Raw genomic sequence first — 21842 nt, forward strand, 5'->3', positions numbered from 1 at the left:
GATAAGGTAGATGTTGAAATTAAATAAAGTTCATTACAGCAGCATAAAAATCCTTTGGGTTTTCGGCATGTAACCAATGACCTGCATTTGAAATAGTAATAATTTCAGAATTTGGAAAATGACGCTGAATGATAGCTTCATCAGCTTCTCCAATATATTCGGAACGATCACCACGTAAAAATAAAGTGTCTTTTTGAAAGGTGGCATGTATTGGAAGTGCTTCTCCAACTTCAGAAACATTTTCTTTTAAGACGCTCAAATTCATGCGCAAGCCCAATTGTCCTTTTTCTACCCAATATAAATTTTTGAGTAAAAACATTCGAGTTCCGGTGTCGCGAACATAACTGCTTAGCGCAGTATCTGCTTCTCCACGACTTTTAATTTCAGAGAAATCTAAGCTGCTTAGGCCTTCCAAAATAGCATCGTGATGCACGGGATAATACCGTGGTGAAATATCGGCAACCATTAGTTTACTTACTAATTCAGGATGTTTTGCAGCAAATAGCATTGCTGTTTTTCCTCCCATGGAATGCCCTAGTAAAATAATATCACTTAGATTTTTATCTTCGCAATAGTGTTTTAAGTCTTTGGCCATTACTTCATAGTCAAATTCTTCAGAATGGAAACTACGACCGTGATTTCGTTGGTCTACAAGATGAACTTCAAAATTTGACTCAGAAAATTGCTTAGCTAAGGTTTTCCAATTGTCTCCCATACCTAAAAAACCATGAAGGATAATAAAAGGTTTACCTTCTCCTATAATGTTTGAGTGTAGTTGCATATAATTTTTTTTTCACCCAGAGGCGCAAAGGCCCATAGCTGTGTGTGGTTGTGTGGATGTGAAATTTATTTATGAATTATAGGGACTTATTGAACGTGATATTATTATATGAGTGAGTTTTTCTTTGCGGATCTGCGTGAAATACTTTTAAATTCTTATTTAAGCTTTTCTAAATACATCCCAATCACATTCTCAACTCCCATATATAGACTTTCAGCAATTAGTGCATGTCCTATAGACACCTCTAATAAACCTGTAATGTTTTCTTTAAAAAATGCGATATTATCCAAAGATAAATCATGACCTGCATTAATACCTAATTGTAAAGTGTTGGCCAAGCCGGCACATTCCATATAAGGCTTAATGGAGTCTTCATTTCCTAAACTATACTGATGGGCAAATGCCTCTGTATATAATTCTATGCGGTCCGTTCCTGTAGCTTTGGCACCTTCAATTTGACGTAAATCGGGATCTACAAATATGGATGTTCTAATGCCGTTTGCTTTAAATTCTTTAATCACTTCAATTAAAAAATCTTTATGTTTAATAGTATCCCAACCTGCATTAGAGGTAATAGCATCAACTGAATCTGGTACTAAAGTGACTTGTGTGGGTTTAATTTTTAAAACCATATCCACAAACTTCGGAATAGGGTTGCCTTCTATGTTGTATTCTGTGTAAACTTCAGATTTTAAATCGTAAGCATCTTGGTAGCGAATATGTCTTTCGTCTGGTCTTGGATGAATAGTAACACCTTCACCACCAAAACGCTGTACGTCTTTGGCAAACTGCACTACATTAGGAACATCACCTCCGCGACTATTTCTTAATGTGGCAATCTTATTTATATTAACACTTAGCTTTGTCATTGTAATAGGTTTTGAATCACAAAAATACAAAGTAGGAGACGTATTTTGTGGTTATTTTTGATTAATTTGCAACATATTTATACAGGTTAATGGAGCTTCAAGACTATATAATAAATGATATTAGACCGCTAGGTATAGCTGATAAAGTAGGTGATTTAAAATTACTCTTTAATCAGCTAACGTATTCTCATATTCCGATTGAGAACGATGGGGTTTATATGGGGTGTGTTTCTGAAACAGACGCTCATTGTTTTGATGGAGCTAAGACAATTGGCGAGTGCAACTACGCTATTGAAGGTTTTTTTGTGAGGCCTACAACTATTTGGTTAGATGTATTAGAAGCATTTGCTCAGAATGACTCTAATATAATGCCTATATTGGATCTTAATAATAAATATATTGGTTATTACGAGTTAAATGATATTATACATTTGTTTAATGAGACACCATTTTTTGCCGAGCCAGGTGGTATTTTGATAGTTGAAAAAGGTATTAACGACTATTCATTTAGTGAAATTAGCCAGATTGTAGAGTCTAATGACACGAAACTTCTAGGTGCTTTTGTGTCTAAAATGGAAGGTGATTTAGCAAGAGTAACTTTGAAAATAAGTAATACTAGTCTGAATGATATTATACAATCATTTAGACGCTACAGTTATAATATTGTTTCTGGGCATGAAGATGATTCTTATCTCGAAACCTTAAAAGAACGTTCGCAATACCTCGATAAATACCTAAACATGTAATGAAGAAGGTAGCGATTTATGGTCAGAATTACATAAAAGAGACCACACAAATAGCCGTTGAAAAACTAATAGATGTTTTGTTGGCAAAACAAGCTCAGGTGTTTATAGAACGTGAGTTTTTGGATACGCAAAAGGCTTTTGTAAAAGAGAATACCGAAATAACTACATTTAGCGAGTTAGATGCAACTTTTGATTTATTAATTAGTGTTGGTGGTGATGGTACCATTTTGCGTGCTATTACATACGTTGGCGATTTAGCGATACCAGTAGTTGGTATTAATACAGGACGCTTAGGTTTTTTAGCTACGATACAAATCGATGATATACAAACTGCATTAACAGAAATTTTTAATGGAGATTATAAGATTTCTGAACGTTCGTTGCTAAGTGTTTCAACAGACCCAGAGCATCAAGATATTGTAAGTACGCATTTCGCACTTAATGAAATTGCTATAAGTCGAAAAAACACGACATCTATGATAACTATAGAAACCCATCTCGACGATGAGTTTTTAACTACGTATTGGGCAGATGGACTTATTTTGTCTACTCCAACGGGCTCTACTGGGTATTCGTTAAGTTGTGGAGGACCAGTTATTGCACCAAATGCAAAAAACTTTGTGTTAACCACTATAGCTCCTCATAATTTAAGTGCAAGACCATTAGTTTTGCCTGACAGTAAAACAGTGACGCTTAGAGTAAACGGTAGAGAGGATCAGTTTTTGATGTCTTTAGACTCACGGATTGTTACACTTTCAAATACGACAACAGTCACCGTAAGAAAAGCTGATTTTGTAATAAAAATGGTAGAACTTCTAGATGAATCCTTTCTGGCAACCCTACGAAAAAAACTGCTTTGGGGAGAAGATCGTCGTAACTAAAGTAGGTTTGTACAATAATTACTTTCAAAAACTGTTTATCTGTAAGACTATTTGTGTCAAATTATTGCGCACAAATCAGAATTGTTATATTTGCAAACTTTGAAAACTCTATGAAGTATTTTTTTCTGCTTTTATTGTGCACTTTTATCCCAAAAAATGTTGGCGCTCAGATTTATGAGGTTGGCGTATTTGCAGGTGGGAGTAATTTTATTGGTGATGTTGGAGCAACGGATTACATTTCTCCAAATCAAGCTGCATTTGGTGTTCTAGGAAGATGGAACCGCAGTGAGAGACACTCATTTAGAGCTTCTGTTATTTTTTCAGACTTAAAAGGAATTGATAGAGATTCTGATGATCCAAGAAGAGTAGAGCGCAATTACGAATTTGATACCAGTATTATAGAGATTTCATTGGGTATGGAATTTACATTTTTCGAGTTCGATCTCCATACTATTGGAACAAAAGGAACTCCTTATCTCTACTCTGGGATTACATTTACTCATCATGATAATTCTTATTTTTTAGCAAATGGTGAGTACACATCAGAAAATACGAATAGTTGGGCATTAGGTATTCCTATGGCTTTAGGCTACAAAACAAACATATCAAACCAATTAGTTTTAGCTGGTGAAATCGGTGCACGCTATACTTTTTCTGATGAATTGGATGGAAGTGTGCCAGATTCTAAAGATAGAGAGGCGTTAAGTTTTGGGAACACTAATAATAACGATTGGTATATGTTTACTGGAATTACATTAACTTACACCTTTGGTAGAAGACCTTGCTATTGCAATTTTTAAAATGAATTTAAAAGAAAAAATAAATAAAAAGAACCTTCCTGCTCATCTAGCAATTATAATGGATGGTAATGGTCGTTGGGCAAAACAACAAGGATTGATGCGGGTTGTTGGTCATGAAAATGGCACTAAATCTGTAAGACAAACCGTTGAAGCTTGTGCAGAGTTAGGTATTAAGAATTTAACGCTTTATGCATTCTCTACCGAAAATTGGAACAGACCTAAGTTAGAGGTACAGACTCTAATGAAACTTTTGGTGAAGTCTTTAAAGAGAGAGATGAAAACTTTTGAAGATAATAACATTAAATTATGTGCTATTGGGAATCTAAATGATTTACCTAAAAAAGCACATCAAGAGCTGTTAGGTGTTATCGAAAAAACTAAAAATAATTCTAATATGACATTAACTTTAGCCTTAAGCTATGGTTCTCGTGAAGAAATTGTTAATGTTATTAAAGAATTGTCAGTTAAAGTTAAAAATAATATAATTTCTTCTGAAAGTATTGACGAATCAATTATTAATAAGCATCTTTACACGCAAAATTTACCAGACGTTGACCTACTTATCCGCACAAGTGGAGAGCAACGTATCAGTAATTTTTTACTATGGCAAATAGCCTACGCAGAACTATATTTTACAGATGTTTTATGGCCAGATTTTTCAAAAGAAAATCTATATGAGGCACTCATAAACTATCAAAACAGAGAACGAAGATTTGGAAAAACAAGCGAACAACTTACCTAATACCGCAATATTGAAGTCATATATTAAGCTTTTTTGTGTTGCATTCCTTTTTACAATTTCATTTAGCAGTTACGCTCAAGTAGAAGGAGGAGAAACCTATTTAATTAAGGAGATTAATGTTACTGGTAATACCAATTTTAGCGCGCAAACTATTATTGCCTATTCTAAACTTAGAAAGGATGAAGAGATTCAGGTAGGTGGTGAGAAAATTGCTAATGCAGTAAAGACTTTGTGGAAATCTAACTTATTTAGTAGTATAGATATTTATATAACTGACATAGACGGTAAGAATGCAAATTTAGAGATTCACCTTAGTGATTTGCCAGAACTTAAAGACCTTACGATAGAAGGAGTTAAGAAGGGTAAGAAAGACGAGATTATTGACGAAAACAAACTTAAGACAGGTCAAAAAGTTACAGAAAACCTTATTGCTACAACGAAAAACTATCTTACAAATAAGTATAGAAAAAAGGGGTTTTTAAATACAGACGTTAGAATCACAACATCAGAAGTTATTGATTCAGTAGAGAAAGAACGTGTTGATATGCGTATTGCAATTGATAAAGGGGAAAAAGTAAAAATAAAGACTATTAATTTTGAGGGTAACGAGAAAATAGTCGATAAGAAGCTTCGTAAAGCTATGAAGAATACGAAGCAAAAGAAATTTATTCGATTCCTAAAACGTTCAAAATATATTGAAGACAATTTTAGAGAAGATCTTATAAGTGTGGTAGATTACTATAAAGAGAACGGTTATCGTGATGCGAGGATTATATCAGATTCTATTTCTTATTTAGATGAAAAAACAATTAGTTTAGATATTGAAGTAGAGGAAGGAGAACAGTATACATTTGGTAAAATTACTTTTGTTGGTAATACCGTATATTCTGATCAGCAATTGTCTAACCTACTTGGTATTAAGGAAGGTGATACTTATAATGGTGTAGAATTAAGAGAGCGTATTGCAGATGATAGTAACCCAGATGCAAATGATATAACAAATGCTTACCAAAACTTTGGTTATATGTTTTCCACAATCAATCCTGTAGAAGTTAGTGCAGAAGGTAATGTGATTGATATGGAAATCCGTATTTCTGAAGGTAAACCAGCATATTATAATAATGTAACTGTAGTCGGTAATGATGTTACTAATGATCATGTTATTTATAGAGAGATTAGAACACGTCCGGGAGAATTATATAGAAAATCTGATATTATTAGAACCATCAGAGAGCTTGGACAATTAGGGTATTTTGATGCACAACAAATTGTACCAGATATTAAAAATCCAAATCCTGTAGATGGAACTCTAGATGTGGAATATTCTTTAGTAGAGCAAGGTTCTAGTCAAATACAACTACAAGGTGGTTATGGCGGCGGAGGCTTCATTGGTACATTAGGATTATCATTTAATAACTTTTCAATAAAAAACATTTTTAACGGTGAGGCTTATAAGCCGGTACCTAGAGGTGATGGTCAAAGTTTAGCATTGAGACTTCAAGCAAGTCAGTTTTTTCAAACGTATAGTTTTTCATTTAGTGAACCGTGGTTTGGTGGTAAAAAACCATTTCAATTGTCATCATCGCTTTCACATTCAAGACAGTTTTTGTACGATTCTAGTACGGGAAGCGCCGATAAAAGTAAAAGTTTCAATATTACAGGTTTAACTTTTGGTGTCTCAACAAGATTAGCGGAACCAGATGATTATTTTCTATTATCGCAAGCAATCAGTTACCAACATTATGATCTTCAAAATTACAACACTGGTTTATTTACATTTGGAGATGGAACCTCAAATAACCTGTCATATACGATAGGTTTAAGTAGAAGTGATATTTACAATGATCCTATTTTTCCAACAGGTGGTTCTAGTTTTTCTGTTTCAGCTAAATTTTCTTTCCCTTATTCATTGGTAAATGGAGTAGATTATGGTGATTTAAAAGACGAAAGAGCTGATCAGAATGAAATTTTAAGTGATTATCAAAATAATCCGAATCCAACGCTACAAGAAACTGCGGCTTTTAATGATGCATCATCGAGAATATCAGAAATTGACCAAGAACGTTTTAAATGGCTAGAATTTTATAAGATTAAATTTAAAGCAGATTGGTATCAATCCCTAACCAAAAAATTAGTTTTACGTCCTAGTGTAGAATTTGGTTTCCTTGGAGCTTATAATAATGATAGGGGAGTTATTCCTTTTGAACGCTTCTTTGTTGGTGGTGATGGTTTAGCTAATTACTCTTTAGATGGTAGAGAGGTTGTTCAATTACGTGGCTATCCTAATCAATCATTATCTTCTCAGGATGGTGGTTCAATATATAGTAAATTCTCATTAGAGCTACGTTACCCTATTACTTTAGGTGCACAAGCTAAAATATATGCGCTTTCATTTTTAGAAGCAGGAACATCTGTTAATGACTTCAAGGATTACGATCCTTTCAAGCTTCAGAGATCTGCAGGTTTTGGATTGCGTATATTTATGCCAGCCTTTGGTTTACTTGGTATAGATTTTGGTCATGCATTTGATGAATCTCCCTTCGGAACAACCGTTAAAAATTGGGAGACACACTTCATAATCGGTCAACAATTTTAAGTTTGGCATGATATTTTCTAATAGCTAAACAAGGATTTCATCATATTGTTAAAATTTTTAAGAATATATTTCGTTAAATTTGAAGACTAATAAGACTAAAATGATAACACATCGAGTTTTATAACCAAAATGTCTCAAAACATAAAAACATAAATGATGAAATTTAAAGTTCTTTTTTTTATAATAACAGTAGGTCTTGTAAGCTTCAGTGTAAATGCGCAACGAGGGGTGAGGATTGGTTATATTGATACTGAGTACATTTTAGAAAATGTACCGGAATATAAAGAAGCATCTTCTCAGTTAGATAAAAAGGTTACAGATTGGAAGACTGAAATTGAAACGAAATTAAATGCAATTGCGCAAAAGAAGAAAGAGCTAGATAACGAAAGCGTTCTTTTAACTAAAGAATTGTATGATGAGCGTTTTGAGGATATTACTTTCGAAGAAGCTGAGGTTTTAGATTATCAACAGAAGCGTTTTGGGCCTGATGGAGATTTAATGATTCAAAAGCGTCAGTTAATAGAGCCTATCCAAGATCAGATTTTTGCAGCTGTACAAGAAATTGCAGAAACTAAAAGTTACGATTTTGTTTTTGATAAATCTGCAGATGTTGTAATGTTGTATTCTGCTGAACGTTATGATATCAGTGAGCAAGTTTTAAGAACTATTACACGGACATCTAAGAGATCGCAAGCTAAAAATAAGAAGGAACGCCAAGAATTAGAAGATGAAGAAGTTGTTCCCGTTGTAGATACAGGTAAAGATGCGCGTCAGCAAGCATTAGAGGATCTTAAGGCAAAGCGTGAAAAAGAATTAGCAGATAAGAGAGCAGAACGCGAACAAGCAGCTGAAGATAGACGTGCAGCACAGCAGGCGTTAAGAGATGCTAAAAGGAAAGAAGCAGAAGAGCGTCGCCAAAAAGTTATTGATGCAAAGAACGAGAGAGCGGAAATTTTTGAAGAGGCTAAGACGGTTAAAGTGGATAGCGTCACTAAAATAGAACCAACAGTTAAGACAGATAGCATTAAACAAAAAAATGTTGTTGTAAAAGATTCAATAGTTTCTAAAGAACCGTTAACAGCAGCAGAAATAGCGGCAGCGGAACGCGCTCAAAAATTGAAAGATAGGGAGGCACGTCAAAAAGAACTAGAGGATAGAAAAAAGAAAATAATAGAACAGCGTAAAAAAGCACGTGAAGAACGTGAAAAACAGGTAGAGAGAAACGATTCTATTGCCAAAGCAAAGAAAAACGAAGACAATAATTAATAATTTATAACACGTAATACAATTAAAATCAAATGAAAAATTTAAAAACTTTATTATTTGCAGCAGTACTTTTTATAGGAGCTACAAGTTTAACTTCTGCTCAAAGCAATGTTGCACATATAAATAAGCAAGAATTGATTAAAGCAATGCCAGCTTATACTCAAGCTCAAACTGAGATTGATAAATTAAGTAAAACTTACCAAGCAACAATTGAAACATCATTAAAAGAGTTAGACGTTAAGCTTAAGCAATATGACGCTGAAGCTGAAACGCAAACGGAGCAGACTAATATGGATCGTATGCAGGAAGTTGATGGTATCAAACAAAGCTTAAGTGAGTACCAACAACAAGCTCAAAAGGATTTACAAGCAAAAGAATTTAATCTTTTAAAGCCTATCGTTGAGAAAGCAGATAAAGCAATTAATACAGTTGCTAAAGCTCAAGGTATTCAGTATGTTTTTGACTCAGCAATGCTTATCGTAAAAGATGGTAAAGATCTTATGGCAGATGTTAAAAAACAATTAGGAATGTAAGCCTAATTAAAAATAATTATTTAGAAAGTCGCTTATTGTTAAGCGACTTTTTATTTTTGTATATATGAGCAATGATCCTATAGGCATATTTGATTCAGGAATTGGAGGTACTTCTATCTTTAAGGAGATACATGCGTTATTACCCAATGAAAATTGTCTGTATTTAGCTGATAGCAAAAATGCACCTTATGGTAATCGGTCTGAAGATGAAATCATTCAATTAAGTATTAAAAATGCCGAATTTCTTATTGAAGAAGGGTGTAAAATTATAGTGGTGGCTTGCAATACGGCAACTACAAATGCAATAGATTATCTTAGGCTAAATTATGATATTCCATTCATAGGTATAGAGCCAGCCATAAAACCAGCGGCTTTAAATACACAAACTAAAGCTATTGGTATTCTTGCGACCAAAGGGACTTTAAGCAGTAAGCTTTTTCATAAAACCACAGATTTATATTCTAAAAATATCACAATTATAGAACAAGTAGGTGAGGGCATTGTACCGTTGATTGAAACCGGTCAGTTAGACTCTAAAGAAATGCAATCGTACCTCGAAACCTATTTAGAGCCTATGTTAAAGCAGAATATTGATTACTTGGTTCTAGGGTGCACTCATTATCCTTATCTTATTCCTATGCTTACTAAAATGCTTCCAGATAATGTTAAGATTATCGATTCAGGACGGGCAGTTGCAAAACAGACACAAACCGTATTAACCGCGCTTGGTTTACTTAATGACGCATTAGATTTGCCAAAAATTGAATTGTGCTCTAATGGGGATATTGCGGTTTTAAATTCAATCTTAGATTATAAATTTAATGTCTCATATGTAGACTTTTAGTAAGGTTAGTAAATTAAAACATACTAATGCATTATGAAGCGCCAGATTTAAAGGTGTTATTTCTCACAAGATTCATAAAATGCAACGTGCATTAATGGTCTTAAAGTATAATAATGTATATATGAAATTACTATTTATCTACAATGCGAATTCAGGTAAACTAAATGCTTTATTTGAAGCTGGACACAAGTTGATCAGTCCATCGACGTATAAATGTTCTTTATGTGCTTTGACGCACAATGCCTTTAATGAAAATGGCACTTGGAAGAATTATAGAACGCAAAGCAAGATGGAAATGGAATTCTATCACAAGGACGAATTTGAAGCCACTTTTCCGAATGTAAATATGATCTATCCAACGGTTTTAAAATTAGAAAATCAGCAACTTTCAACAGTTCTAAATTCTGAAGCTTTAAAAGAACTTTCTACTATTGAAGCGTTAATTGAGCGCTTAAAACTTCAGGTCTGATTGCGTTACTTAGAGTTACTTATTAGTCTTTAAACCAGCTAGAATATTCCACATAGTTATTTGCAATCCTATCAATTTCGCCAGAGATTAGTTCTTTGCTAATATCCTTAACTTTTTTGGCTGGTACCCCAGCATAGATACTTCCAGATTCAACAACAGTGTTTTTAGTTAATACAGCTCCTGCCGCAATAATACTATTACTTTCTATAATGCAATCGTCCATTATAATACTTCCCATACCAATGAGTACGTTGTCTTGTATTGTGCAACCATGTACAATAGCATTATGTCCTATGGAAACATTATTACCAATTGTTGTAGGCGATTTTAGATACGTCGCATGGATAACTGCACCATCTTGAACATTCACCTTATCGCCCATTGTAATATAGTGTACATCGCCTCTAATTACGGCATTAAACCAGACACTACATTGTTTTCCTATTGTAACTTCACCTACTATAGTGGCATTTTCGGCGATGTAACAATCCTCTGAGATTTGAGGCTGTTTTCCTCTAACGGCTTTAATTAATGGCATATCTTAATGTTTTAGTGGGTTCAATATAGAATGAAAATTTACAGAAATCAGAATTTAGGGTATAAAAAAAGAGTAGCACAAATTGCTACTCTTTAGTATTACGTTATATAAATATAATGTTTATATATTTTCAGCGTCTCTTAGACCTTGAATGTATTCAGCTTTCTGAACTTCTCTTCTTCTCTTAACAGAAGGTTTTGCGAAATAACGCTTTTCTCTTAAGTTTTGCATAATCTGCACATTTCTGTGTTTACGCTTGTAACGCTTAAGTGCACGTTCTATATTTTCTCCTTCTTTGATTTCGATTTTAATCATTATATCGATATATTTTTGTTAACTATTTCTTGCAAATGGTCGGCAAATATATGCTAACTATTTGAAAATAAAAAATTAATTCAATGTTTTAGAAATTTATTTTTAACCTAAGTATGTTTTTAAGATTTTACTCTTACTCGCATGTCTTAATCTTCTGATTCCTTTTTCTCTAATTTGACGTACACGCTCACGAGTTAAATCGTAGATGCTACCTATTTCTTCTAAGGTCATTGGTGGTTGATCTCCAATTCCAAAATTTAAACGAATCACATCACTTTCCTTTTGAGTTAGTGTTTCTAAGGCACGCTCAACTTCCGTGTTTAAGGACTCTTTCATTAACGCTTTGTCAGGTCTTGGTGATTCTCCAGAACTTACCACATCGTATAAACTAAATGTCTCTCCATCTTTTAATGGTGCATCCATAGAAAGGTGACGACCAGAATTTTTCATAGATTGTTTTACTTCACGAACACTGATATCTAATTCGCGAGCAATTTCATCTGCATTTGGTGGTCTCTGATTAATTTGTTCTAAATGAGAAAAGGCTTTATTAATCTTATTGATTGTACCAATTTTATTCAATGGCAAACGTACTATACGCGACTGCTCTGCTAATGCTTGTAAAATAGCTTGTCTAATCCACCATACAGCATAAGAAATAAACTTAAAACCTCTAGTTTCATCGAAACGTTTTGCTGCTTTTACTAAACCAGCATTTCCCTCGTTTATTAAATCGGGTAGTTTTAAACCTTGATTTTGATATTGCTTTGCAACAGAAACAACAAACCTTAGGTTTGCAGTTGTTAATTTATCTAATGCAGCTTGATCACCTTTTCGAATAAGCTGTGCTAACTCGACTTCTTCATCTGCAGTAATCAAAGGAATTTTACTAATATCCTGTAAATATTTATCTAACGATTTGTCTTCTCTGTTAGTTACCTGCTTGGTGATTTTTAATTGCCTCATGTATTCTTTTGAAATTTAGTGAACCTTCAATGTAATCTAATTATTAAGAAAAGCAAATAAAAGTGTATTTATTAACATAAATTGGGAAAAAGCATGTGCTTTTTCCGCCCGTAGTCTAATTTTTAGTTGAATCAGCCTCTTTACTAGTGTCTGATTTTTTCTTTCCGCCCAATAATCCACCTAATATGTTACTAACACCCTCTTTAACTTTATCTTGATTAGTTTGCTTAGTACTATCGGCTACAGTAGTCTTGGTAGAATCGGTTTTAGTTGCAGAATTACCACCTAAAATACCACCTAATAAATCGGTTATTTTATCTTTTCCCTGACCAATTAATTTTTGCTTTTCAATTTCAACTAGTTGCTTAGTTAAATTAGATACACCAGAAGTTAAATCTGTTTTAATATTTGGACTTGTAAATGTACCACCAATGTTTGCTGTTATCGGAACCGTTAACTTATTAACTTCATTATCATTAATTTTACCAATCAAACGATTTACCTCACTACCTAAGTATTTTGCTGGTACTTGTAAAACAGCACTGTAATTCATCGTGTTTGAAAAACTATGTGAACCTGAGACTTCAATAGGAATATCTTTATAATTAATTGTAAACGGTTTTACAGAAACACTACCATTCTCAAAGCTTAGATTGGTTTTAATGTCTTTTAAATCTATTTTACTAAAATCAATAAAATCTAATTTGCTATCTAATCCAGCTAGTAAAGGACTGTTACTCGTATCTACTTTGTCTGTTAAAATCTCAGCCAAAGCGCTTCCGGACATAGTTGTTAGGTCTGGTGAAAAGCTTTCGTCTAAAAATCCACTAATATCAATTGTAGAATTTAATTTTCCTTGTAAAACTTTGGCGATTGGTGCTAAGGCCTTTAACATTTCTAAATCGTTAAATGATTGCGATATATCAAAGTTTTGCATTCCTAATTTCATATCAAAACTTGGTTTTGCAGATTTAGTGGATACATTCCCAGAAATTCCTAATTGACCATTAAATATATCTGTGGTCATATTTTTAAGACTAGCTGTTTGGTCTTTTATAACCAACTGCCCTTTTACATTCTTTAAATTCAGGTTGTCATAAATCACTGTTTTAGCATTAGCTGTAATCGTGCAATCTAAAAAAGCAGGAATTTTAAGCGACTCAGCTGCGGGTGTGGTTTGAGTTGTTTTATTTGACGTTCCAGTTGTTGTAGTGTCTTCAGACATAAAATCTGACAGGGCAAACGTGTTAGAATTCAAATTAAAATTACCTTCTAAATTTTTGTCACTCAACATAAAACCTAGTAAGTTATTGATTGTCCCTGTAGCCGTAAAGTCACTTTTGCCCGTTTGGGCATCAAAACTATTGAGGCTTACTGTTCCTGGTTTAAAGGTTAAGTCTGCTTTATTAATCTGAATAGGATTTAAAATATCATCAGAAGAAAATACAAAATTAGATAAGGATACACTTCCAACATTTTTAATTCGTTGGTAAGCATTAGTTTCAATTGCATCCATATCGAACGAGGTGCTTACGTTTGCTTTTAAAATACCACTAAGTTCATTCTCTAATTCAACAGGATAAGCTTTGGTGATATTGGCTAAATTTAAAGTACCATCTAATTTAGCTGCAATAAGCATGTTTTTAGTAAGGTTTTTAATAGAGGCTTCTGATTTAAAAGTATCTTCATCAATCTGAAAATTAAGCTTATCAATATTCACAAATGTGTCATCAATATTTCCCGTAGTATTCTTCACGGATACATCTATACTTATGTTTTTTACACTTTTCGGAAGTTGGGGGAATTTGAAAGAGGCATTTTCGGATAATAAATTAATGTCCAAAGTAGGAATTGTTTCTTCAGAAACTAAACCTTTTACAATTCCGTTTACGGTAAAGTTACCTGTAGTACTAACGTTGGCAACGTCTTTGGCGTAAGCTTGAGGAATAATGGCTAAGAAATCTTTAAACGTTGCTCCCGGATTTTTAAAAGTGATATCTATTTGTTGTCCGGCTTCAACCAATTGCACGTAACCATCAAATTCTAGAGGTAAAGCATTGATGTAACCTTTATTTTCTTTAAACGTATATTTTTGTTGGTCTAAATCTAGGTCTATAAGTGCGTCTAATTTAATACTATTATTACTTAAATATTCAGTGCTGTCCATAGCAAAAGTAACATTAGCTTCAGTATTAGTGTCTAGTTCAGATTTACCTCCAGAAAATATACCAGTTCCTTTATGGTTAATTTCAGTAAGATAAAAAGCCATGTTAGACGTGTCATCTATGTAAGTGAAGGCGCTATTATTAAGTTCATAGTTGTCGATATCAAAAGTAAAACCGCTTGAAGCTTCTGTTTCTGCAGGTGCAGCTTCTGTATCGCTTTCTTTTACAATATCATAATTTACAGCCCCTGTTTTATTGGTTTTTATGACCAAAAGAAGTTCGTTTGCTATTATCTCGTTCACAACAAGGGGATCTTCTGTACCTTTTAATAATTGCATAATACCCATTTCAAAAGATAAAGACTTTGCAGTAGCTAAGGTTTCTCCTTCAAAAGGTGCGCGATTTATAATTTTTAGATTATCGACACTTATTTCTGCTTTTGGGAAACTACTTATAAGACTTAAACTAATATCGTCAAACGTAAGTTCAGCGTTCAAGTTTTCATCGGCATAGTTTTGAACAATCGTATCTATTTTAGATTCTAAGAAAAATGGTGTCGCAATAAGAATCGCGATAAAAAGGAGTAAAATGATTCCAACAATTTTGAGGACTTTCTTCATAATTAGTATTTGTGGGGTTTAAATAGCTTCATTAATATATACGTAAAATTCCGAATAAAAGATGCTAATATCGGTAAGTTTAAGAAGATTTTAATGTTTTGATTAACAGTTATAATAAATTTATTTCCTCATTTACGCTTAGCTTAAAACGCTTTCTAAATAAATACACTCCGAGATACAGGAATGGAGTGTCTAATAATGCAACTAAAACTTTGAAAATAAAACCGCTAATTAATAAGCCAGCGAAGTTCACCCAATCAATAATGCCGAAGGTGCAAAGTAAAACCAAAATAGTAAAGGTGTCTATAAATTGAGAAAACCAAGTAGAAAAATTGTTGCGGAGCCAAAGGTGTTTGCCTTTAGTTAATCGTTTCCAAAAATGATAAATTTGAATATCTACAAACTGAGCAAATAAATACGTAACCATACTTGCAAAAACTGCAAGGGAGGTATTGCCGAAGACTTGATTAAACGTTGTGTCATTAACGTAAGACCATTCTGTAGCAGTTACATTTGAAGCCGTATAGATAATTAATAGTGAAAATAGTGATGCGAAAATACCAACGATTACAATGTCGTTAGCACGTTTTTTACCGTAAATCTCACTGATTAAATCTGTAATTAAAAACGTAATAGGATAAGGTAGTATGCCGACTGAAACCTCAAATAATTTTGATCCAAAAATTTCGACATCAAAAGGATGCCAATAAAAGAATTTTTGAAATATTAAATTTGAGACTACTAATGATGTAATAAAAAGTCCACCAAGTATAAGATAAATGCGTTGGGCTAAAAGCTTGTCTTTTAATGACATTGAAAATGGTTAATAAATAGTTTTGGTAAAGGTAAAGTTATAAAATTTGTTTTAGTTATTTTGTTCTTTCTATGAAACCAACAAAAATCACTCATATAGCATTAGGAAGTAATAAAGGCAACAAATTGCAGTACTTGCAATCTGCTATAGACGCTGTATTTGTTAGAATTGGTGCCGTTAAAACGATTTCTAAAATCTATAAAACACCAGCTTTTGGGTTTAAAGGCGATGATTTTTTTAATGCGTGTATAACGGTTGAAACAGAATTGAAGCCGAAGAAGGTTCTTAAGGAACTTCAGACTATTGAAATAGAGTTAGGGCGGAAGTCTAAAACCACTATAGGTTATGAGTCTCGCGAGATAGATTTAGATATTTTATTTTTTGAAGATGAAAGTTTTGAAGAAAAAACTTTAGTAATCCCTCATCCGCAAATTCAAAACCGAAAATTTGTTTTACAGCCACTTTTAGATATTGCAAAAGACTTTAAACATCCTGTTTTAAATAAGTCTATAGAAAATTTATGGGTGGAATGTAGGGATACTTCCGAAATTGAGCTTGTAGATATTTTGCTAAAACACCCTAATGCAGCCTATACTTTTAATAGTTATAATTATATAGCGATTGAAGGTAATATTGGCGCAGGGAAAACAAGTTTAACTAATAAGATTTCTAAAGATTTTAATGCAAAATTAATTTTAGAGCGGTTTGCAGACAATGCATTTTTGCCAAAATTCTACAAAGAACCAGAGCGCTATGCTTTTACATTAGAAATGTCGTTTTTAGCAGATCGTTATCAGCAAATTAGTGATGACTTATCGCAACTCGATTTGTTTAAGGATTTTATGGTAAGCGATTACGACGTCTATAAATCTCTAATATTTTCTAAGATTACCTTACCGGAAGATGAGTTTAGATTGTATCGAAAATTATTCTATCAAGTATATAAGGATATTGCGAAGCCAGATTTGTATATTTATTTATATCAAAATACTGAGCGTTTACAGGCTAATATAAAAAAACGAGGTCGGAATTATGAAAAAGACATCAAAGACGATTATCTCGAAAAAATCAATGCAGGTTATCTTGAGTTTTTAAAAAGTCAACAAGAAATGAATGTTAAGATTATTGATATCTCTAACAAGGACTTTGTTAAGAATCGTGCTGATTATTTATGGCTTCTGGAGCAGATTAGTGATGCTTCCATAAGCAAAGAATAGTAATCATTAGTTAGTTCTTTTGTTCTTGGATTGGTATAAAAGGGCTTCCTATAACTGATAAAGCGTGGTGACAATTATACCTTTATTATGATCTAGAAATATTTCTGATAATTTTTGTTCTTCGACAATTTTCAGTTTAAAAGGAGCTTTCAATACATCAACGCCACTATCTTTTTTAATTCTAATACCTTGACCAGAAATAATGTCTTTATTAGGCTCGAAGTTTCCTACGGGTATATGTTCCGTGAGAATTACATATTTATAGTTATGTAATTTTTCAACTACTTTTAGGATTTCAGTATTAGATAAATGTTGTAAAACCTGTCTCAGAATAACAACTTCTGCTTTGGGAAGTTCGTCTTTCACAATATCTAAACACTGAAACTCTAGATGGCCTTCTTTAAATAAGGCTTTATTTCTTTCAATGAGATTGTCAACAATATCTATCGCAATATAGTTTTTAGTGTGTTTGGTGAGTTGTTTTCCGATATTGAAATCACCACAACCTAAATCACAAACGGTTAGTGGATTGTTCTGCGATTTTAAAAACGTAGTGATACTATCAATATAAGGTTCAACGATTTTAATGTTATGAGAGCCATCACCTGAGTAAAAATCAAATTCTTTTCCACCCCAAAGATGCATGTCATAGACTTGTTGCATCGCGTCTTTTGTGGGCCAAGGTGTTTTTGATGTTTTAATCATATAATCAATAAAAATAGACTAATTAAGCTATAAACTATGGCAACAATAAATACTGGATAAAATGACCATTTTATCTTTAAATTCTTGGTTAATTTTGAATTCCAAAGTAGTAAAAGACCAAGAATGTAAAATGGCACGCCATACCAAAAAGAATAAGGATTTGCTACAAATATTGCTGAAAAACAAGTGATTTGTTTTCCCCAACCAGACATTATTTTTTCAATATTTTTCTTCAATAGGGTTAGGTTAGTTTCGAAAACACATCCCAAACCACAACACCACAACTCACAGAAATATTTAATGAATGCTTTGTGCCATATTGCGGAATTTCAATCACAACATCACTTGCATCAACTACGTTTTGGTCAACACCTTTAACTTCGTTACCAAAAACAAAGGCATATTTAGTATTTGGTTCAGGTTTAAAATCATTGAGCATGGTTGCGTTTTCTGCTTGTTCAATAGAACAGATATTTACATTTTCAGATTTTAATTTTTCAACAACATCTAAAGTGTGTTCTGCATATTCCCAATCTACGGTTTCTGTGCTTCCTAAGGCCGTTTTTCTAATATCGTTATGTGGAGGTTGAGCAGTAATGCCGCAGAGATAAATTTTCTCAATTAAGAACGCGTCGCTTGTTCTAAATACAGAACCAATATTGTTGAGACTTCTAATATTATCTAGGATAATAATGATAGGCGTCTTTTTCGCTTCTTTAAATTCTGAAACTTCTAATCGGTCTAATTCTTCGTTTTTTAGTTTTCTCATCTTGGTTTCTTAAGAGACCTGTCAGGTTTTTAAAACCTGCCAGGTCTAGAATATAATTATTAACACTTGTAAATAACTTCTAATTCTTCGGTTTCAATAAACCTCAAAATATAAGTAATTTAGCAAACTTGCAATTCTGAACATATTCAAGGCAAAAATAGAACTTAAAACTAGATTCCCATTGGCAAAATCCGCAAAAAAAGTAACACCGTTAATGAAGCAGTATAATGCCATCAAGGTTAAATATCCCGATGCACTATTATTATTTCGAGTTGGTGATTTTTACGAAACCTTTGGTAGCGATGCTGTAAAAGCGTCTAAAATTTTAGATATTATTTTAACCAAGCGTGGTGCAGGTAGCGAAAGTGAAATTGAATTAGCAGGTTTTCCACATCATTCTTTAAATACGTATTTACCAAAATTAGTAAAGGCAGGTGAGCGTGTTGCCATTTGTGATCAGTTAGAAGATCCGAAGCAGACTAAAACCATTGTAAAACGTGGAGTTACAGAATTAGTAACACCAGGTGTTGCATTTAATGATGATATTCTACATTCAAAATCAAATAATTTTTTAGCAGCAGTCTATTTTGAAAAGCAACGCATAGGAGTGGCGTTTTTAGATATTTCAACAGGCGAGTTTTTAACCTCACAAGGAAATGCAGAATATATTGATAAACTACTTCAAAATTTTAGTCCTAGTGAAGTCTTAATTTCGAAACAAAACAGGAAAGTGTTTTCAGAGATCTTCGGAAATGATTTTCATACTTTTTATCTTGAAGATTGGGTGTTTCAAGCCGATTATGCACATGAGACATTAACTAAACATTTTAATACGAAAACATTAAAAGGTTTTGGAATTGAAGATTTGTATGAAGGAATTATTGCTTCTGGAGTCGTACTTCACTATTTAGGAGAAACACGTCATAATAAGTTAGAGCATATTGCTACGATTTCAAGAATTGCGACAGATGATTATGTGTGGATGGATAAATTCACCATCCGTAATTTAGAATTGTATAATTCTACGAATGTCAATGCCGTTACATTGATTAATGTTATTGATAAGACTATTTCGGCAATGGGAGGGCGAATGTTAAAACGTTGGTTAGCATTGCCTCTAAAGCATGCTGAGAAAATAAAACAGCGTCATGAAGTGGTGAGATATTTGTTAGAAAATGACGCTGTTTTGAATAAGGTTCAAGGGCAGATAAAACAAATTGGAGATATTGAACGTCTCATTTCAAAAATAGCAACGACTAAGGTAAGTCCTCGTGAGGTGATTCAACTTAAAAACTCTTTAGAAGCTATTGTGCCTATAAAGTCAGTTGCTGAGACTTGTGAAAATGAAGCTTTAAAAGTATTAGGAGATAATTTACATCGCTGTGATTTGCTTCGCGATAAAATAAAGGAAACGTTAAACGAAGACGCACCGGTTAATATATTAAAAGGTAGCACGATTGCTAAAGGGTTTTCGGAAGAACTGGATGAACTTAGAGGCTTATCGCAATCTGGTAAAACGTATTTAGATAATATGTTGAAGCGCGAAAGTGAACGTACCGGTATTACATCTTTAAAAATAGCCTCAAACAATGTTTTTGGCTATTACATAGAAGTTAGAAATTCTCATAAAGACAAAGTTCCAGAAGAATGGATTCGTAAACAAACTTTGGTGAATGCAGAACGATACATTACCGAAGAGCTTAAAGAGTACGAAGCAAAAATTTTAGGTGCAGAAGAACGTATCTTGGCTATTGAGCAGAAATTATTTACTGATTTAGTGACTTGGATGCATCAGTTTATTATTTCGGTTCAACAAAATGCACAGCTTATTGGGCAGTTAGATTGTTTGTGTGGTTTTGCAAGTTTAGCTAAATCTAATAAATATGTATATCCACAGATCGATGATAGTTATGATTTAGAAATAAAAGATGGTCGTCATCCTGTAATAGAAAAACAATTACCAATTGGTGAGCCTTATATTGCTAATGATTTGTTTTTAGATCGAGAATCACAACAAATCATTATGATCACAGGGCCAAACATGTCTGGTAAATCTGCTATTTTAAGACAAACAGCTTTAATTGTACTATTGGCTCAGATTGGAAGTTTTGTACCTGCAGGTGAAGCGAGGATTGGTTTAGTCGATAAGATTTTTACAAGAGTAGGAGCAAGTGATAATATTTCTATGGGGGAATCTACGTTTATGGTAGAGATGAATGAAACGGCTTCTATACTTAATAATATTTCTGAGAGAAGTTTAGTGCTTTTAGATGAAATAGGAAGAGGAACGAGTACGTATGATGGAATTTCTATCGCTTGGGCCATTAGCGAATACTTGCACGAGCATCCTTCTAAGCCTAAAACACTTTTTGCGACGCATTACCATGAGTTAAATGAAATGACAGAAACGTTTGGGCGTATCAAAAATTTCAATGTTGCTGTAAAGGAATTAAAAGATAATGTGCTTTTTGTTAGAAAGCTGGTTGAAGGAGGGAGCGAACATAGTTTTGGTATTCACGTTGCAAAAATGGCAGGAATGCCACAACAAGTCATTCGACGTGCAAATAAAATTTTATCTAAATTAGAGAAATCACATTCAAGTGAAGAGCTCACAGACAAGGTGAAAAGTATTAAGGACGATTTGCAATTAAGCTTTTTTAATCTCGATGATCCTCTTTTAGTGGAGATTAAGGATGAGATTTTACACACAGATATTGACACTTTAACACCCGTTGAAGCCTTGATGAAACTCAATGAAATTAAGCGAATGTTGCTAAAAAATAAACAAGCGTAAAAAAAAATAAAAAATTTTCAAAAAAGGCTTTGGATTTAGAATTTAAATTTTAAATTTGCATCCGCTTTGAAAGCGAAAATGTTCATTAAAATTGCGAAAGTAGCTCAGGGGTAGAGCATCACCTTGCCAAGGTGGAGGTCGTGGGTTCAAATCCCATCTTTCGCTCTGATCATATAAAATACCAAGTTGATTACAGTCTGTAATCAAAATGCTGAAGTGGTGGAATTGGTAGACACGTTGGACTTAAAATCCAATGTCCATTAGGACGTACGGGTTCAAGTCCCGTCTTCAGTACAGATGAAAAGCCGAAAACGAAAGTTTTCGGCTTTTTTGTTTTAAAATATATCCAAAAATCGCTTTACCTCATTATTTAAGTCAAAAGCAATACGCAATAACATAGATGAGTTTAGTT

The 21842-nt window shown here is 33.3% G+C and carries 20 protein-coding genes and 2 tRNA genes; 13 read left to right on the forward strand and 9 right to left on the reverse strand.

What is annotated here, in order from left to right; translation table 11 throughout:
• Positions 1 to 19 precede the first annotated feature (19 nt).
• Both HM986_RS13440 and HM986_RS13445 read right to left on the reverse strand, forming a co-directional pair.
• Positions 20 to 781, reverse strand: coding sequence for an alpha/beta fold hydrolase (locus HM986_RS13440; protein WP_179335615.1), 762 nt, complete (start codon positions 779 to 781; stop codon positions 20 to 22).
• A gap of 155 nt (positions 782 to 936) precedes the next feature.
• Positions 937 to 1650 (reverse strand): pyridoxine 5'-phosphate synthase, encoded by a 714-nt coding sequence (locus HM986_RS13445; protein ID WP_179335616.1) that lies wholly within the window; start codon positions 1648 to 1650, stop codon positions 937 to 939.
• A gap of 89 nt (positions 1651 to 1739) precedes the next feature.
• Between HM986_RS13445 and HM986_RS13450 the strand changes: the two genes are divergently transcribed.
• The 9 genes from HM986_RS13450 (at position 1740) to HM986_RS13490 (ending at position 10527) form a co-directional block, all read left to right on the forward strand.
• On the forward strand, positions 1740 to 2396 hold the full coding sequence (locus HM986_RS13450) for a CBS domain-containing protein (RefSeq protein ID WP_179335617.1): 657 nt from the start codon (positions 1740 to 1742) through the stop codon (positions 2394 to 2396).
• On the forward strand, positions 2396 to 3277 hold the full coding sequence (locus HM986_RS13455; RefSeq protein ID WP_179335618.1) for an NAD kinase: 882 nt from the start codon (positions 2396 to 2398) through the stop codon (positions 3275 to 3277). Before HM986_RS13450 ends, HM986_RS13455 begins: the two co-directional genes overlap by 1 nt.
• A 110-nt stretch (positions 3278 to 3387) precedes the next feature.
• Positions 3388 to 4077, forward strand: coding sequence for a type IX secretion system protein PorG (porG, locus tag HM986_RS13460; protein ID WP_179335619.1), 690 nt, complete (start codon positions 3388 to 3390; stop codon positions 4075 to 4077).
• A gap of 1 nt (position 4078) precedes the next feature.
• The gene (locus HM986_RS13465; RefSeq protein WP_179335620.1) at positions 4079 to 4819 is read left to right on the forward strand and encodes an isoprenyl transferase; all 741 of its coding nucleotides are present in this window, start codon (positions 4079 to 4081) and stop codon (positions 4817 to 4819) included.
• Positions 4791 to 7415 (forward strand): outer membrane protein assembly factor BamA, encoded by a 2625-nt coding sequence (gene bamA / locus HM986_RS13470; protein ID WP_179335621.1) that lies wholly within the window; start codon positions 4791 to 4793, stop codon positions 7413 to 7415. Before HM986_RS13465 ends, bamA begins: the two co-directional genes overlap by 29 nt.
• Before the next feature lie 156 nt (positions 7416 to 7571).
• Complete coding sequence (locus tag HM986_RS13475; RefSeq protein ID WP_179335622.1) at positions 7572 to 8681, forward strand: OmpH family outer membrane protein; 1110 nt, start codon at positions 7572 to 7574, stop codon at positions 8679 to 8681.
• A gap of 32 nt (positions 8682 to 8713) precedes the next feature.
• The gene (locus tag HM986_RS13480; protein ID WP_179335623.1) at positions 8714 to 9214 is read left to right on the forward strand and encodes an OmpH family outer membrane protein; all 501 of its coding nucleotides are present in this window, start codon (positions 8714 to 8716) and stop codon (positions 9212 to 9214) included.
• A gap of 64 nt (positions 9215 to 9278) precedes the next feature.
• Positions 9279 to 10058 carry a glutamate racemase gene (gene murI, locus HM986_RS13485; protein ID WP_179335624.1) on the forward strand — a complete coding sequence of 260 codons (780 nt, stop codon included), beginning with the start codon at positions 9279 to 9281 and terminating at the stop codon, positions 10056 to 10058.
• A gap of 121 nt (positions 10059 to 10179) precedes the next feature.
• Positions 10180 to 10527 carry a GTPase gene (locus tag HM986_RS13490; protein WP_179335625.1) on the forward strand — a complete coding sequence of 116 codons (348 nt, stop codon included), beginning with the start codon at positions 10180 to 10182 and terminating at the stop codon, positions 10525 to 10527.
• A gap of 22 nt (positions 10528 to 10549) precedes the next feature.
• Here the strand turns inward: HM986_RS13490 and HM986_RS13495 are convergent, their stop codons facing one another.
• From HM986_RS13495 to HM986_RS13515, 5 genes are all read right to left on the reverse strand, one after another.
• Entirely contained in the window at positions 10550 to 11065 is a 516-nt protein-coding gene (locus HM986_RS13495) for a gamma carbonic anhydrase family protein (RefSeq protein WP_179335626.1), read from the reverse strand.
• A 120-nt stretch (positions 11066 to 11185) separates the two neighbouring features.
• Positions 11186 to 11380 (reverse strand): 30S ribosomal protein S21, encoded by a 195-nt coding sequence (gene rpsU, locus HM986_RS13500; RefSeq protein ID WP_020895559.1) that lies wholly within the window; start codon positions 11378 to 11380, stop codon positions 11186 to 11188.
• 102 nt (positions 11381 to 11482) lie between these two features.
• Entirely contained in the window at positions 11483 to 12346 is an 864-nt protein-coding gene (locus HM986_RS13505; protein ID WP_178987414.1) for a sigma-70 family RNA polymerase sigma factor, read from the reverse strand.
• 115 nt (positions 12347 to 12461) lie between these two features.
• On the reverse strand, positions 12462 to 15131 hold the full coding sequence (locus tag HM986_RS13510; protein ID WP_179335627.1) for an AsmA-like C-terminal region-containing protein: 2670 nt from the start codon (positions 15129 to 15131) through the stop codon (positions 12462 to 12464).
• 109 nt (positions 15132 to 15240) lie between these two features.
• Positions 15241 to 15945, reverse strand: coding sequence for a queuosine precursor transporter (locus tag HM986_RS13515; protein WP_179335628.1), 705 nt, complete (start codon positions 15943 to 15945; stop codon positions 15241 to 15243).
• A gap of 71 nt (positions 15946 to 16016) precedes the next feature.
• Here HM986_RS13515 and folK point away from each other — a divergent pair, with 71 nt between their 5' ends.
• Entirely contained in the window at positions 16017 to 17162 is a 1146-nt protein-coding gene (gene folK / locus HM986_RS13520; RefSeq protein WP_179335629.1) for a 2-amino-4-hydroxy-6-hydroxymethyldihydropteridine diphosphokinase, read from the forward strand.
• A gap of 48 nt (positions 17163 to 17210) precedes the next feature.
• Here folK and HM986_RS13525 read toward each other — a convergent pair whose 3' ends face one another.
• Positions 17211 to 17867, reverse strand: a complete 657-nt coding sequence (locus HM986_RS13525) for a class I SAM-dependent methyltransferase (RefSeq protein WP_179335630.1) — start codon at positions 17865 to 17867, stop codon at positions 17211 to 17213.
• Between the two features lie 241 nt (positions 17868 to 18108).
• Entirely contained in the window at positions 18109 to 18636 is a 528-nt protein-coding gene (locus HM986_RS13530; RefSeq protein WP_179335631.1) for an RNA methyltransferase, read from the reverse strand.
• A 181-nt stretch (positions 18637 to 18817) separates the two neighbouring features.
• Here HM986_RS13530 and mutS point away from each other — a divergent pair, with 181 nt between their 5' ends.
• The 3 genes from mutS (at position 18818) to HM986_RS13545 (ending at position 21724) form a co-directional block, all read left to right on the forward strand.
• Positions 18818 to 21430, forward strand: coding sequence for a DNA mismatch repair protein MutS (mutS, locus tag HM986_RS13535; protein ID WP_179335632.1), 2613 nt, complete (start codon positions 18818 to 18820; stop codon positions 21428 to 21430).
• A 93-nt stretch (positions 21431 to 21523) separates the two neighbouring features.
• A tRNA-Gly gene (locus HM986_RS13540) sits at positions 21524 to 21595 on the forward strand.
• A gap of 45 nt (positions 21596 to 21640) precedes the next feature.
• Positions 21641 to 21724: transfer RNA gene (locus tag HM986_RS13545), tRNA-Leu, on the forward strand.
• Positions 21725 to 21842 lie beyond the last annotated feature (118 nt).

Origin of the sequence: Winogradskyella costae (assembly GCF_013403865.1) — a bacterium.
In the GTDB taxonomy this organism is placed as follows: domain Bacteria; phylum Bacteroidota; class Bacteroidia; order Flavobacteriales; family Flavobacteriaceae; genus Winogradskyella; species Winogradskyella costae.